15 protein-coding genes and 1 tRNA gene are annotated in these 14,316 nt (G+C 43.7%); 8 read left to right on the plus strand and 8 right to left on the minus strand.

Features of this window, described 5'->3' with window-relative positions:
• Position 1 precedes the first annotated feature (1 nt).
• The 8 genes from fcl (at position 2) to B3007_RS11350 (ending at position 7,784) form a co-directional block, all read left to right on the plus strand.
• The gene (fcl, locus tag B3007_RS11320; protein WP_301377490.1) at positions 2–961 is read left to right on the plus strand and encodes a GDP-L-fucose synthase; all 960 of its coding nucleotides are present in this window, start codon (positions 2–4) and stop codon (positions 959–961) included.
• 200 nt (positions 962–1,161) lie between these two features.
• Positions 1,162–1,779, plus strand: coding sequence for a CatB-related O-acetyltransferase (locus B3007_RS11325; protein WP_301377488.1), 618 nt, complete (start codon positions 1,162–1,164; stop codon positions 1,777–1,779).
• Positions 1,772–2,788, plus strand: coding sequence for a glycosyltransferase family 10 domain-containing protein (locus B3007_RS11330; RefSeq protein WP_301377486.1), 1,017 nt, complete (start codon positions 1,772–1,774; stop codon positions 2,786–2,788). The genes B3007_RS11325 and B3007_RS11330 overlap by 8 nt, the downstream gene beginning before the upstream one ends.
• Entirely contained in the window at positions 2,785–3,648 is an 864-nt protein-coding gene (locus B3007_RS11335; protein WP_301377484.1) for an alpha-1,2-fucosyltransferase, read from the plus strand. The genes B3007_RS11330 and B3007_RS11335 overlap by 4 nt, the downstream gene beginning before the upstream one ends.
• Positions 3,648–5,075 carry an oligosaccharide flippase family protein gene (locus B3007_RS11340; RefSeq protein WP_301377482.1) on the plus strand — a complete coding sequence of 476 codons (1,428 nt, stop codon included), beginning with the start codon at positions 3,648–3,650 and terminating at the stop codon, positions 5,073–5,075. The genes B3007_RS11335 and B3007_RS11340 overlap by 1 nt, the downstream gene beginning before the upstream one ends.
• An 89-nt stretch (positions 5,076–5,164) precedes the next feature.
• Positions 5,165–6,130, plus strand: coding sequence for an EpsG family protein (locus B3007_RS15670; protein WP_369598038.1), 966 nt, complete (start codon positions 5,165–5,167; stop codon positions 6,128–6,130).
• An 8-nt stretch (positions 6,131–6,138) separates the two neighbouring features.
• The gene (locus B3007_RS11345) at positions 6,139–6,987 is read left to right on the plus strand and encodes a glycosyltransferase (RefSeq protein WP_301377481.1); all 849 of its coding nucleotides are present in this window, start codon (positions 6,139–6,141) and stop codon (positions 6,985–6,987) included.
• A 14-nt stretch (positions 6,988–7,001) separates the two neighbouring features.
• Positions 7,002–7,784: a glycosyltransferase gene (locus tag B3007_RS11350; protein WP_301377479.1), complete on the plus strand. Its 783-nt coding sequence runs from the start codon at positions 7,002–7,004 to the stop codon at positions 7,782–7,784.
• Here B3007_RS11350 and B3007_RS11355 read toward each other — a convergent pair.
• The 8 genes from B3007_RS11355 to purM all read right to left on the minus strand — a co-directional run bounded on the left by B3007_RS11355 (position 7,779) and on the right by purM (position 14,199).
• Positions 7,779–8,531 (minus strand): glycosyltransferase family 2 protein, encoded by a 753-nt coding sequence (locus tag B3007_RS11355; RefSeq protein WP_301377477.1) that lies wholly within the window; start codon positions 8,529–8,531, stop codon positions 7,779–7,781. The genes B3007_RS11350 and B3007_RS11355 overlap by 6 nt on opposite strands.
• Positions 8,532–9,443 (minus strand): sugar transferase, encoded by a 912-nt coding sequence (locus B3007_RS11360; protein WP_301377475.1) that lies wholly within the window; start codon positions 9,441–9,443, stop codon positions 8,532–8,534.
• A gap of 398 nt (positions 9,444–9,841) precedes the next feature.
• Positions 9,842–9,917 (minus strand) — tRNA-Asn (locus B3007_RS11365).
• 85 nt (positions 9,918–10,002) lie between these two features.
• A complete protein-coding gene (gene galE, locus B3007_RS11370; protein ID WP_301377473.1) occupies positions 10,003–11,052 on the minus strand; it encodes a UDP-glucose 4-epimerase GalE in 1,050 nt (349 codons plus the stop codon).
• Position 11,053: 1 nt separating this feature from the next.
• On the minus strand, positions 11,054–11,635 hold the full coding sequence (dcd, locus tag B3007_RS11375) for a dCTP deaminase (RefSeq protein ID WP_076516062.1): 582 nt from the start codon (positions 11,633–11,635) through the stop codon (positions 11,054–11,056).
• Positions 11,636–11,647: 12 nt separating this feature from the next.
• Positions 11,648–12,427, minus strand: a complete 780-nt coding sequence (locus B3007_RS11380; protein WP_301377472.1) for a DUF3108 domain-containing protein — start codon at positions 12,425–12,427, stop codon at positions 11,648–11,650.
• Positions 12,428–12,469: 42 nt separating this feature from the next.
• Positions 12,470–13,153: a phosphoribosylglycinamide formyltransferase gene (gene purN, locus B3007_RS11385; protein WP_273088538.1), complete on the minus strand. Its 684-nt coding sequence runs from the start codon at positions 13,151–13,153 to the stop codon at positions 12,470–12,472.
• Positions 13,150–14,199 carry a phosphoribosylformylglycinamidine cyclo-ligase gene (gene purM / locus B3007_RS11390; RefSeq protein WP_301377470.1) on the minus strand — a complete coding sequence of 350 codons (1,050 nt, stop codon included), beginning with the start codon at positions 14,197–14,199 and terminating at the stop codon, positions 13,150–13,152. The genes purN and purM overlap by 4 nt, the downstream gene beginning before the upstream one ends.
• Positions 14,200–14,316: the final 117 nt, after the last annotated feature.

The following is a 14,316-nucleotide window of genomic DNA, read 5'->3' on the forward strand; positions in this document are numbered from 1 at the left end:
TATGAAGCGCATATTCGTTGCTGGACACAAGGGAATGGTGGGATCAGCCATCGTTCGTCAGCTGTCAGAGCAAACAGACGTTGAGCTGATTGTGCGAGACCGCACTCAGCTCAACCTTCTGAATCAGGCAGAGGTCCAGGCATTCTTTGAAGAAGAGAATATTGACCAGGTGTATCTGGCTGCGGCTAAGGTAGGTGGCATTATTGCCAACAATACCTATCCAGCGGAGTTCATCTACGAGAACCTCATGATCGAATGCAATATAATTCACTCCGCGCACCTGGCGGGAGTGAATGATCTGTTGTTCCTGGGTTCATCCTGTATCTATCCTAAGCTGGCCGAGCAGCCAATGTCCGAGAGCGCTTTGCTTACTGGGACTCTTGAACCGACCAACGAACCGTACGCAATCGCTAAGATTGCTGGTATTAAACTCTGCGAAAGTTACAACCGTCAGTATGGTCGTAACTACCGTAGCGTGATGCCAACGAACCTGTACGGCGAAAACGATAACTTCCATCCTGATAACTCCCACGTTATTCCTGCGTTAATGCGTCGCTTTCATGAAGCCAAGCTCAATGATGTGCCAGAAGTGGTGGTATGGGGCACGGGCAAACCAATGCGAGAGTTTTTGCACGTGGACGATATGGCCGCGGCCAGTATTTTTGTGGCGAATGTGAGTGATGAAATCTATCAGTCATGCACTGAGCCTATGCTGTCGCATATTAATGTGGGTACGGGTGTGGACTGCACTATCTCAGAGATGGCACACACCATGGCCGAAGTGGTCGGGTATAAAGGCAAAATTACCTTTGATACGACCAAGCCAGATGGTGCACCGCGCAAGCTCATGAATGTGGATACGCTTAAGAAACTAGGTTGGACGTACAACATCGAGCTGAAAGAAGGTCTGGCCAGTACGTATGCGTGGTTTTTAGAACACCAGGACGATTTTCGCGAATAGTTCAACGCAAGCCCTGTCATGTTTTTGAATATTCTATTTTGAACAATTTTTGTCGGGTTGCGGGCATCGGAGCAGCTTGGAATTCTTCGATGTATTGCGTGGCTTTAACCAAACGCTAGTTTCGACTGCTAAAGTCTGATGAAGGGTGGCATAACCATAGCTCAGCGTACCTTTTATCAATGATTGCACAAGGCTAAGATATGGATACTGTAGACAGGATATTTTTAGGCTTACGAAAGATAGTTGCGAATACTGTGAACAGTGTTGTAAATATATTTCGTAAGGACGTGCTAGTAGAATCCTCTGAAGTACATCGTAGCGTTGTTATTGGTAAGGGATCACAAGTTAAGGTTGGTACCGCAATTGACCCGGCGAGTACTATAGGTTCATACGTATACATCGGGAAATATTGTAACGTGACCAGAGCTAACATCGGTTCCTATGTCTCAATTGCTAATGGTGTATCAATTGGTCAGGGTGAGCATGATATTACAAGAATAAGCACAAATTCGTTATTCTATGAGAGTGCTTATGATGAGCTGACAAAGGAAGACCTCATCATCGAGGAGGATGTATGGATTGGGGCTGATTCTATTGTATTGAGAGGTGTTGTTATTGGGCGAGGAGCTGTAATCGGTGCTAATAGTGTTGTAACTAAAAGTGTTCCTCGTTATGCCGTCGTTGTAGGGGCTCCTGCTAGGGTAATTAAATACCGGTTCTCAAATGATCGTATCGCTAGTATTGAAAAATCTGAATGGTGGACCTATAGCCCAACGGACGCTAGATTAATATTTAAAAGAATTACTGAAAATGTATAAAAAGGCTAGTTTGGTAGTTGATTACCATCTGAATAATAAAATATTTGACATTGATGACTGTGCGGTCAATAGGGATAACTATGGCTATTCCATATGGCTCTTAAAAGAGAGATTAAAAGCGAAAGGATATGAGCTTTCAACTTGTGATATTAATCGGCCTTCAGATTCTGAACTTGTTATATATTTTGACTACCCTGTTAACGGCATTGAAAACACCTCTGCCATAAAAATTCTATGTCTCTTTGAAAACGAAATTATAAAACCAGAGAATGCACCGTCATCGGAATTTGATGCTTTTGATTATATACTCTCATGGAATGACAATTATCTATCTATCCCTAATTTTAGAAAGTTTAACTATACTCATAAACTTAATCGCCCATATGACTTCATAAATGCCCCTTCATTCGGGGAAAGAAAACTGTGTGCTTTAATTTCAGCAAATAAAATGGTTAACCATCCTCTGGAGCTATACTCCGAAAGGCAGCGAGCAATATCATGGTTTGAAAATAATGCCCCTGAGGATTTTGATTTGTATGGAATAGGCTGGGATGAGTTTACTAATGATGGTAGTTTCAAAAATAGATTGTTGAATAAACTTACTCCATTTTCGAACTTCGCTAAGAAAACGTATCCATCGTATAGTGGAAGGGTAACATCTAAAAATGATACCCTTAGAAACTATAGATATAGTATTTGCTTTGAAAACGCTTCAGGATTTCCTGGCTATATATCAGAAAAAATATTTGACTCACTAATGGCAGGCTGTATTCCTGTCTATCTTGGAGCCCCAAATATATCAGATTACATCCCCTCAGGGTGCTACATAGATTTTGGAGTATTCAGTTCATATGATGAGTTACATAATTACCTTGTTGGAGTTTCAGAAGATGAATTCAATAGTCGCCAGCGTGAGATTGAAAGGTTCTTGAACTCAAAAGAATCTAATCAGTTCGAAGCTAATCGTTTTCCTGATTTGATACTTCAGTGTTTGGAGGATAGTTTATGATTACGGTAAAACTAAACGGGGGCTTAGGAAACCAATTATTTCAGTACGCGACAGGTAGGGCTCTTTCACTCAAGTGGGGCGTTCCCTTACGTCTGGATACTTCAAATTATCTCTATTATAATGTTCACCCCCTGCGTATTCAGAATATGAATCATAACTGTGAAATTTATTCTCACGCTGGGAGAGTATATAAAGCGATTAACAGCGTTAAGTTCCAACGTTTATTGTCGATGTTTGGGCTGAGGAGCGATTTATATATAGAGGATTCGATAGAATTTGATCCCGCAGTACTTAGCTTAGGGCCGGGAGCGACAATTTATGGGTATTTCCAGTCCGAAAAATACTTCTCTAGTATTAGAGAGAGGTTACTAGAAGAAATTTCAGTTAAAGACGCTAGCTTACTACCCATAAGGCAGCAGATTCACGACATAAAGAGCTGTAATAATAGTATTTCTGTGCACGTCAGAAGAGGCGATTATGTGACAAATGCTTCTGCTAATGATGTTCATGGTCTTTGTAAGTTAAATTATTTTTCAAGTGCAGTTGAGTTCGTATTGAAGTCATCGAAAGAGAAAAGTGCAAAGATATATGTTTTTTCGGATGATATCGAATGGTGCAAGAGTAACTTAAAACTGGATTACGAATGCATATATATAAGTGGTCAAGAGAATGCTCCTGAGTTGGATATGCATTTGATGAGTCTATGTAAACACAATATTATTTCTAATAGTACGTTTAGTTGGTGGGCAGCGTGGTTAAATAGAAACGAAGAAAAGGTTGTTGTTGCGCCAGATAAGTGGTTTCAGAGCAAAACGCTAAGCTCTGAGGATCTAGTTCCTGGTAATTGGGCCAGGCTTTAATGATCAAGTTAGGTGGTATCAAAACAGGAGTATTAGCACTCGTAGTTGGAAAAATTTTACAGGTATCGATTGCACTCATATCCGTCAGGTTGATGACCAGTTATTTGTCTGAAGTTGAGGTAGGTAAGTACTATCTGGTTCTTGCTGTGATGACCTTACTAAATTTTGGTCTATTGAATGCACCAGGACAATATTTTAACAGGAAAGTTATAGATTATAGTTTAAACGGAGTTCTAGTATCCGCTTCTCTAATATTACTGTTTTATAGGTTGTTGTTAATTTTACTTGGCCTGGCTGTAACTGGCGTCGCGTACTACGCTCTTAGCCTTAGCCAAAATTTTGAAATTGAACCATTTTATCTTGTTATAGCCTTAGCTTTACTCGGCGGTACAACATTAGTTATATCGAACTCTATTAATATACTAGGTCATCGTTTAGCATTTGTTATTATAAATACAGCGTATCTTTCACTTGGTTTACTGTTTTCTGTGGTGTTGATATCTTTCTATCAGAAAAGCGCTTTAGCATGGTACGCAGGACTTGCTATTGGACAACTACTTCTTCTTATCCCATCTCTATATATAGTTTTTTCTTTGGATAAATCAAGAGTAGGTCTTCAGATATACAATGGAGATGAATTTAAGCGTATAGTTCTATTCTGCGCGCCTTTGGTGGTTACTCTATTACTGCAGTGGGCTAATAATAGCGGTTATAGATTTGTGATTAATTATATATACAGTGTCGAGGTTTTAGCGAAGGTTTCTGTAGCTATTGCTGTTGCTGCTGCAATCTTCGGAGCGATTGAAAGCCTTGTGAACCAATATTATCTCCCGCTTTTCTATAAAGATATAACTCATGCTAATAAAGAAGAAAGGGTAGCTATATTTGAAGACTATTTCTCGAGAATAATTAAGATATATTTATGTATCCTGATGTTTATATTTGTCTTTTCGAAGAGCATATTAGTGATTCTTGTCGACCCCAAGTTTCACGGTGTTTGGCTTCTCTTATCGATTGCGGTGATTATAGAGTTTTCAAGAGCAGCAACAAATGTACTTTATTGGATATCTCAATCTGAATTAAGGACAGGGGGCACTGCTTGGCCATATGCAGGAGGGTTATCTTTATGGCTGATTATTCTTTACAGCGTCGATTTCACCGGCTATGAGTGGGGTATTCCGCTCACTATAGGTGTGGGTGGGGCAGTTACCTTTAGTCTGATGTTTATCTCTATGCGAAAGTTACTGCCAGTAGGGATGTCAATCTCTAAGCGCTATGTAGCTAGCTTGCTAGTAGTCGCAACGTTCTATTTTGCAATATCATTCTTATTTTCGTCAACATCGTTGTTATTTAGTATAGCTCTCGTTGGTTTGTGTGGGTTGCCCTTACTTTATTTTATTTATTGCATAGATCAGAATAAGATGTGAGGTGAACTTTGTTAGTTTATATTCTATTTCAAGTTTTAATTGCATGGTTACTTCTCACAAAGTTTAAATATAGACTAGAGCTGTCGTTCTTGTTCCTTTTCGTTTTTTCTGCTATTCGCTTTGATGTTGGTTATGACTTTTTGTCTTATTACACAGCGATAGCAGATTACGGTGGCGACACTGAGACTTTCAGACGTTTCGGTTTTTTTCACGGTATCCTCATTAAGCTGTCAAGCTACCTAGAGTTTTTTCAGCTATATTTTATACTAACATCATTTTTCTTTTATTATTTTTTCTATCTTGTCATTAGGGATTTTAGCGACTTCCCGGTTGTTTCTTTGATGGTGTTTATCGCAATTCCTTTTTTCTTCTTAATGTCTTTTAATTTTATAAGACAGTTTTCAGCCCTAATATTAGTTTACTATGGGTTTCGATATATCTTCGAAAGGAGAGTGGTTAGCTATTTTCTGATTGTGCTCCTCGCAAGCTCGATTCATTATACGTCTATAATAGCGCTTCCTTTATACTACCTATATTCCCGACGATTCCACTGGATGGTGTACGTACTGGTCTTGATATCTTCTTTTTTTGCATTTCCTCTGGCTAAATATATGGTTTCTGTTTTAGTTCCTGGTTACTCTCACTATCTTGACAGTCCTAATAAGGGGGGAGCGGTATTTCAATTCTTTATTTTTATTTTGTCATCGTTATTTTTAGCATTGGGACAGTATCGAGGAGATGTATATCGTCGGTTCTATTTTGATGTCTTTATTTTGGGGGTCGTTTTGTATAATACATTTCAACCGATAGGTTTTGCTGGGACTAGGGTCAGTTATTACTATCTTTTTTCCTTGGTATTATTGGTACCGAAACTATTTATTAGTGTAAGGCCGCGGCAATTTCTTGCGATATTTTTCTTATTGATTTCTATATTGTTCTTAATTAGCTTGGTATTGCATTCGAAAGTTGGTACGCGAAGTCCATCTATTCCATACTCTATATTTTTCGGCAAAACTATAGAGGACATTAGGCCTTATGATTGGGTTAAGGAGTAATATAGTAAATGTCTAATAGATACATATCAGTTATCCTTCCAGTATATAATGCTGAAAGTTATATTGAACGCGCAGTTCAGAGTATTTTATCGCAGACTTTCCGTGATTTTGAACTGATTTGTATTGATGATGGCTCGTCTGATTCGTCACTTGATATTCTCAAACAATTTGATGATCCCAGAATAAGGCTTTACACTCGTGAAAATAGGGGCCTTATAGCGACGTTAAATGAAGGACTTTCGCATGCCAGGTACAGATATATCGCCAGAATGGATGCCGACGATATTTCATTACCAGAACGGTTCGAGAAGCAACTTCAATTAATGGATAGGTATCGGCTGGGGGTAGTGGGCTGTAGCTATGAATATATAGACAAAGCTGATCAACCTGTTGGGGTGAGAAAGCTGTCAAGTGTACCTTTCCTAAATTCATGGCTGTTGGAGTTTGGATCTTCTTTCTGTCATCCATCGGTAATATTTGATCGTGATATTTTAGGCCCAAACCTGAGGTATGCCATCGAATGTCGCTCCTATGAAGACTACGAATTATGGCTTCGTCTAAGATCAGCTGGTATTCGAATGGCGAATACACCAGAGATCTTGTTCAAGTACCGTATACTTGATTCTAGTGTTTCTCGTACGATGGCTGATCTGCAATCTTCTGGTAGCGCTACTGTCTTAAGTAAATATTCGAAGTTTCTAACTAGTATTGACGATTGTCACTACATGTTGTTTGGTAGGAAGTCAGGCAGTAGTACAAGGTGGGCTTTATATAAAAATCTACGTTTGTCGTTTCTGGCGTTTAGGCACTGTGGCTTATTCAGAGCCCTATTTGTATTTGTATATCTTCTAAGGTGAAATTGGGAAAAATTATGGCTTGTTTAGATCTGCTCTTTTCAACGTATGAGGATCGGATATATGACTTGATATCTACTCTACCTAAATATAAAGAGGGCCAGAAGATTATAATAGTTCATCAAACTATGAGATCTGAAGGATTCGATAGAGTTAATAAGTTTTTCCAGCAGAGGAGTGACGTCACTTATGTTAAACAATTTTCATATGGGGTTACGAAGAGTCGTAATTTAGCTATAACTCTAGCAACTTCTGATTATATTTTATTTTGCGATGATGACGTTGTCTATACCGATAACCTGTATGATATAGTGGTCGGTGCATTGCAGAATTCAGTGGCATGTACTTTTCGAGTTGCTTCTACGGAAGGTGGCTTTACGAAAGAATTCTCAGAATTCTCAAAGAGGCACACACGTCTTTCTATTTTATCTGTAGGTACGATAGAAATAGCGTGCCAAAGAGAGTTTTTGATCGAGCATTCTATTAAATTTCCTGAAGATCTTGGAGCCGGTGCTCGCTATCCTTGTTGTGATGAGCCGGTATTTCTTTCTAGAATTATTGATAAAGGTGCTAGTGTCACTTATGTGCCGATTACAATATGCGCGCATCCAGCGATTAGCAGCGGAATGTCATTAAATTCCGGTGTCGGAATTATGTCTCGACTGATTGCTTTTAAATATATATTTGGTAGATTTTTTTATATTCCACTATTTATATTATTCTGCCTGAAGAATATTAATAAAATTGGGTTTAAAGCATTGCTTTCACTTATTAAGATTTTGATAGAGAGGAGGTTATAGAAGTTTCTTTTGTAATCCTTTTATTGAGTAAATAATCATTTTAGTAACTGATTCAAGGAACGAAAGTCCTACTACATTCCGATAAAAATGCCACTGTGCTTTCACAACAGATACTTTTCGGCGTGTCATTCCAGTATCTGTTCGGTACTTTGCTAAGTTTTTGGGAAGGCAGAATGCTTTCTCCGTAGTTTTGAGTAGTTCAAGCCAGAGTGCCATATCTTGGCGTTTTCGGATCTTAGGCATGTACCTCTTGCCCAGCTTTAGTTGGTCGTACACTACAGTTAAACAGCCAATACAGTTTGAATATAATAGCTTATTGTAGGTGATATGCGCTGGAGCTTTGACAATTGATCCAGGTACTCCACTCGTCAACTTTTGGTAGTATGTGTAGGTGAAATAGTAGTTATTTCGTTGCATGAATAGTATCTGATCACTTAACTTGTTCGGGTCCCAAAGGTCATCTGAATCAAGAAAAGCTATATAGCGACCGGCAGCATTTCGAATAGAGTTGTTTCTCGCGACCCCAGCTCCACTATTCTCGTTTAGCCTGAATAGTTTAATACGTGAGTCATTAAATGATGCCACTGCTTCGATGGTTCCATCACTTGAGTGATCATCTGTAATTAATAGTTCCCAATTAGGGTAGGTCTGTTCCAATACCGATTGTATCGACTCTTTGACAGTACGCTCCGAGTTGTAGGTCGGCATGATAATAGATACTAGTTCAGAACATAGATCACTGCTCATTTATCTAGCCCCGAACCCTGTCAACATCGTCTTTATCGTCTTAAAGACGATGTCTAGGTCCAGCCAAATGCTCAGATTTTTTACATAGTAAAAATCGTGAGCAAGTTTTTCTCGCGTCTCATCTTCATCAGCAGCGTAGCCGTGAGTTACTTGTGCCCAGCCAGTAATGCCTGGCCTCACGATGTGCCGGAAGCTATACAAGGGAATGACTTTTTCAAACTCTTGAACGAAAGCTGCTTGCTCGGGGCGTGGGCCTATAAGAGCCATATCACCCTTCAGGATATTCAAAAACTGCGGAAGCTCATCAATCCGCATTTTCCGTATAAATTTACCTATGCGTGTAATTCGTGGGTCATCTTCGCCCGCGAATTGAGCACCGTTCGCTTCAGAATCAGTACGCATACTACGGATTTTGTACATGCTGAACTCACGACCACCTTTGCCTACCCGACGCTGTACAAAGAAGGCTGGTCCCTTTGATTCTAACTTTACCGCTATGGCTACTATGATGATGAAAGGCACGGTAACAGGTGAAGTGGCTAGTATGAGAGACGACTCAAGCAAACGCTTCGCAGTCAGGTAAGCTTGCGAGGGCAGGAGCTCATGTCCTGCAAGCTCACCGTAGTGGTCGAGAGGACTTTTTCCTGAAATTGATTCGTAGGCAGCTACTGAATCCATTACTGGAGTGTCTTTTGAGAGCTCTTCTGCAATGAATTGTTGCCATTCTGCAGGGAGCTGCTCATTGCTATCCACTATGATGCCGATCGTGTCAGGGGCGGTAAACGATGGCTTTTCAAGTGCATAGAACTTGGATGGATTCAGCCTGATTAATTCCTGGTAGAACCCAAATGGAATAACTGCGTAGCGCCCAGTTTGCAAGTGCTGCCTGAGCCTGAATTCGGCGTAGGTCACAGCGGGGACTACACATAGGGATAGAAGTAAAACCGAGCGCGAATAATCGATACGCGTGAATATGATAACTGCAGTAATAGATAGCAGAGAAACCGTAAGCACCGGGATCATGTAAGACAGTGGTCTATTCCCGGGGAATCTGCCCAGGTTATGGAGAGTAACGCTCGAAATAAGATAGCCGATCAGTGATCCGCACAGCACGTTCAGAAACTGAGGTGCTTTTAGATTTAATCCGGTAAAGAGGACTGAGCCCAATGTGATAAGCGAAGCACAAATAAATAGCCCGAGAAGGACGGTAGTGCTGTGTATCAGGAAAGATTTTCGAGAGAGTGACGCTGGCTGCAGGGAGCTGTCAATCGCGTGTCCTTGTACCATGCCGCCGACCTTGGAAAAAGAAGTGGCTCCCCGAGCTGGACTTGAACCAGCGACCAATAGATTAACAGTCTACTGCTCTACCGACTGAGCTATCGGGGAACATCAAGCAAGTGGTGCGCATTATGTCAGGATCTTTTTTTCTGTCAATACAATAATGCGCAAAATTATGATTTTTATAGAGTTTTTATGACTCAGAGTATCCGTTAGGGTTAGAGCTTTGCCACTGCCAGGTGTCTTTAACCATAGCGGCGATGTCGAGTTCAGTTTCCCATTGAAGTATCTGCTTCGCCTTGGTCGCGTTTGCATAGCATGCTGCGACGTCTCCTGGGCGACGTGGGGCTATTTCGTACGGTACGGGCGTGTCGTTGATTTCAGAGAATGTGTTCACAAGTTGCAGCACGCTGGTGCCATTGCCTGTGCCCAGATTAATGGCTTCTACGCCAGTTACAGCTTCACTGCTGAGTAAGTTATCAACGGCCTTCACGTGACCTTTTGCAAGATCCACGACGTGAATGTAATCACGTACTCCTGTCCCGTCGATGGTGTCGTAGTCGTCGCCAAACACCGAGAGTTTTTCTCTTCTGCCGACCGCTACCTGCGAAATGTAAGGCATCAGATTATTGGGAATATCTTTCGGGTCTTCGCCAATTAACCCTGATTTATGTGCTCCGACAGGGTTGAAGTATCTGAGCAGGATAACGGCCCATGGTTGTTCAGCATTACTGAGACGGTCGGCTTCAGGCAGGTCGCGGAGCATCTCTTCGATGATGAGCTTTGAGCGTCCATAGGGGTTGGTCGCCGACAAGGGCATGTCTTCCGTTAATGGAAGCTTCTCTGGATCGCCATACACTGTTGCTGAGGAGCTGAAGACTAGGTTTTTTACACCGGCTTTCTCCATTTCCTGGCATAGAGTGATAGTGCTACCAAGGTTGTTGTCATAGTATGCCAATGGCATCTGGCAGCTTTCCCCAACGGCCTTCAGGCCAGCGAAGTGAATGACTGCCGCAATGCTGTGTTGGCTGAAGATACTTGCTAACAAAGCCGGATCACGAACATCACCTTCAATGAAAACAGGCGTTGTTCCGGTGATTTTTTCTACACGGTTGAGGGCTTCAGGTGAGCTATTGCTCAGGTTGTCGATAACGACCACATTGTAGCCGGCTTCGATCAGTTCAACGCAGGTGTGACTTCCAATATAGCCAGCACCACCGGTGACCAGAATTGTTTTACTCATATCAATCCTTCGCTATTCGTGAAAACACCGCACCTTTCTGGCCGCGATATTTTGCATTCTCTCGTTTGTTGTAAGGTCGTTCAGCCGGACTGCTCAAGGTCTCGAAGGACATAGCACAGATCACCATTTCTGGTCTGAGGGCGAGCGGGAGCTTGCCGTTGTTATAAAATTCGAGAACGATCTGTCCCTCCCAGCCTGGATCAATCCGGCCAGCGGTTACGTGGACCATCAGGCCGAGGCGTGCGAGTGAAGAGCGGCCATCGAGCCAGCCAACGAGGTTGTCCGGAATACTGACCGACTCCATAGTGGCGCCCAGAATCAGCTCGCCAGGATGGATATAGAGAGCTTCATCCTTCGGAATTTCGATCTCTTTACTCATGATACGATCTATATCGCGATTGAGCTGATCGCGGTCTCCGGACAGGTCCAGGTGGGTGACCGAGTTGTTATTAAAAACTCGAAAACGGTGATCCAGGCGCAGGTCGACACTGATTCCAGCAATTGCATCATGCCCGGGTGGTGGGTCGATGATGATATCGCCAGAGGCAATTTTCTGTTCGATGTCTACATCGCTGAGTCTCATTGTTTGGCCTCGTTATTGCGCACTGTCGTCTGAAAGTTCAGCCTGGTGCTGCGGGTAATGTACTTTAGTCGCTTGAATCTGGTAGCGGAGCTTACCGTCTTTTTTATCACGCAAGCGGATCAGTGGGTAGCCAGGGGAATCGGCCAGCCAGGCATACACTTCACGTTTTTTACTGTCGCGAACCTGCTCAATCTTAATCGCGTCGAATGTTCCCGCTTTGATTTTAATTTCTTCTTTTCCAACTACGCGGAAGCGGAAGGGCTTCGTTTTTGATTTTTCAAAAACGGGTAAGGTGAAGTCTGTATTACCTTTCGCTACCTCTATGCTAGCTTGCAGCATGTAAGTCAGGTTGTCCTGAATGCCTTCCTGCCAGTGATCATCACGTTTCCGGTCTTTCTCCAGGTCTTCAATGCTTTCGGCATCTGCAACAAAGTGCAGGGTGCGGTCGGGTTCGTCGATCATCCCCGAGGCACGATAGCTGTAGTTGACGGGTATAATCTGATTGTCTTTGTAGATGAAATCACTGGTCTCCCGCAGTGATGCAATGCTTGCCTCTGCATCAAAGTCTACCCGCCAAAGGTTATCTGAGCGTTGTTCCAGTGTACGTGTTGCGTCGATATCGAAGCTGAACCACCCAATACGGTATTCACTTGTGTACTCAACAGAATAGGGCGTTAGTGTTTGGGGAGTCTGAGCTTCGGATTCATCTGATACTGCAGAATTAGGTGTGATGGTGGCACATACGGCGACCAGAATGCTGGTCAGCTGCTTGCGGAGTAGGCCTTGAATCATGGTGCCGTCCTGTCGTTGAAAGGTCTCTTATGAGACCTCGGATTATCCTTCCAGTTTCACACCTGTGTCTGGCATTGGTTTGCCATCGAAGGTAGCGAGGCCTGACACCATCTCCAGTCGGCCTTCGACAAACCATTTTACAGCGATGGGATAGATAATATGCTCTTGCAGCTGGACGCGTTTCCGAAGAGTTTCTTCGGTATCGCCGTCCATTACCGGCACGACCGCCTGAATAACGTTGGGGCCGTCATCCAGTACTTCAGTCACAAAGTGCACCGTTACGCCATGCAGGTCATCGCCAGCTTCGAGTGCCCGGCGGTGGGTGTGCAATCCCTGATATTTAGGCAGCAGAGAAGGGTGAATATTGAGCATTCGGCCCTCATAGCGGCGCACAAGATCGGGAGTGAGGATTCTCATAAAGCCCGCGAGAACGACCAGGTCAGGTTGGTAGTCGTCGATGGTGCGCATCAGAGCGACGTCAAACTCTTCTCTGGAGGTGAAGCCACGGTGATCGATGACACTCACGTCCAGGTCGCGGTCGCGGGCTTTCTGCACACCCGCGGCCTCAGGTTCGTTACAAATCACGCCAGCGATTTCTGCATCGATTGCGCCACTCAACACCTGATCGGCAATGGTCAGCATATTGCTGCCACTGCCTGAAATCAGAATAACGATGCGTGGCTTTTCTACTTCTCCAGTAGGATAGCGTGACGTTACGTCGTTCATGCACGGTTTCCTGTGAACTGAACAGCGTCTTCATCGCCATTGAGTTCCTGGATTTCACCGATGATCCACGACTGTTCACCTTCAGCGTTGAGAAGAGCGATGGCTGCGTCTGCTTTCTCTTCTGGCAGCGCGATGATCATGCCGACACCACAGTTAAAGGTTCGGAACATCTCGCGGGTTTCCACGTTGCCGTTACTCTGCAACCAGGTGAAAACTTCAGGCCATTGCCAGCTATTGGTATCAATGACAGCCTTGGTACCTTCTGGCAGAACGCGCGGAATGTTTTCCTGGAAACCACCGCCGGTGATATGGGACAGAGCGTGGACGTCTGAAGCATTGATCAGCTTGAGAAGAGATTTAACGTAAATCTTTGTTGGCGCCATCAGAGCATCAGCAACAGGCTGGCCGTCGAGGTCAGCTGCCAGATCGGCACCTGATACTTCAATGATCTTACGGATCAGAGAATAACCGTTTGAGTGAGGGCCACTGGATGCAAGGGCGATCAGCTTATCGCCTGCCTGCACCTTGGTGCCGTCAATCAGATCGTCTTTTTCGGCGATACCGACGCAGAAGCCAGCAAGATCGTAGTCTTCGCCTTCATACATGCCTGGCATCTCAGCAGTCTCGCCGCCTACCAGAGACGCTCCAGCCTGGGCGCAGCCCTCACCAATGCCTTCGACCACAGCAGCGGCGACGTCGACGTTCAGTTTGCCGGTTGCATAGTAGTCGAGGAAGAACAGAGGCTCTGCACCTGCGACAACGAGGTCGTTAACACACATGGCAACCAGATCGATACCGATGGTGTCATGCTTGTTAAGGTCCATGGCAAGGCGCAGTTTCGTGCCCACGCCATCGGTTCCGGAGACCAGCACAGGCTGACGATAGCCCTGTGGTAGCTCGAAGAGGGCACCGAAGCCGCCAAGGCCAGCCATGACCTCCGGTCTGCGAGTGCGTTTGGCGACGCCTTTGATGCGGTCAACCAGTGCGTTACCAGCGTCGATATCGACGCCTGCGTCTTTGTAGCTCAGGGATTTTTGATCACTCATGCCGTCTGTCACAGGTAGTGGCTTATGAAAGGCGCGTATTCTAACGATTTGTCTGCCATCCTGCATCCCGCAAATAAAAACAAACTGCAGACTGTTTATCGGCGGGCTTCGTGGCAC

Source organism: Thalassolituus sp. UBA675, assembly GCF_002297765.1.
GTDB lineage: Bacteria > Pseudomonadota > Gammaproteobacteria > Pseudomonadales > Oceanobacteraceae > Thalassolituus.

Bases quoted from the DNA above. Each gene is read 5' to 3' on its own strand.
- galE (WP_301377473.1), bottom strand. From the start codon at position 11,052: ATGAGTAAAACAATTCTGGTCACCGGTGGTGCTGGCTATATTGGAAGT.
- B3007_RS11330 (WP_301377486.1), top strand. From the start codon at position 1,772: ATGTATAAAAAGGCTAGTTTGGTAGTTGATTACCATCTGAATAATAAA.
- purM (WP_301377470.1), bottom strand. From the start codon at position 14,199: ATGAGTGATCAAAAATCCCTGAGCTACAAAGACGCAGGCGTCGATATC.
- B3007_RS11355 (WP_301377477.1), bottom strand. From the start codon at position 8,531: ATGAGCAGTGATCTATGTTCTGAACTAGTATCTATTATCATGCCGACC.
- B3007_RS11335 (WP_301377484.1), top strand. From the start codon at position 2,785: ATGATTACGGTAAAACTAAACGGGGGCTTAGGAAACCAATTATTTCAG.
- purN (WP_273088538.1), bottom strand. From the start codon at position 13,153: ATGAACGACGTAACGTCACGCTATCCTACTGGAGAAGTAGAAAAGCCA.
- B3007_RS11340 (WP_301377482.1), top strand. From the start codon at position 3,648: ATGATCAAGTTAGGTGGTATCAAAACAGGAGTATTAGCACTCGTAGTT.
- B3007_RS11380 (WP_301377472.1), bottom strand. From the start codon at position 12,427: ATGATTCAAGGCCTACTCCGCAAGCAGCTGACCAGCATTCTGGTCGCC.
- dcd (WP_076516062.1), bottom strand. From the start codon at position 11,635: ATGAGACTCAGCGATGTAGACATCGAACAGAAAATTGCCTCTGGCGAT.
- fcl (WP_301377490.1), top strand. From the start codon at position 2: ATGAAGCGCATATTCGTTGCTGGACACAAGGGAATGGTGGGATCAGCC.
- B3007_RS11350 (WP_301377479.1), top strand. From the start codon at position 7,002: ATGGCTTGTTTAGATCTGCTCTTTTCAACGTATGAGGATCGGATATAT.
- B3007_RS11325 (WP_301377488.1), top strand. From the start codon at position 1,162: ATGGATACTGTAGACAGGATATTTTTAGGCTTACGAAAGATAGTTGCG.
- B3007_RS11345 (WP_301377481.1), top strand. From the start codon at position 6,139: ATGTCTAATAGATACATATCAGTTATCCTTCCAGTATATAATGCTGAA.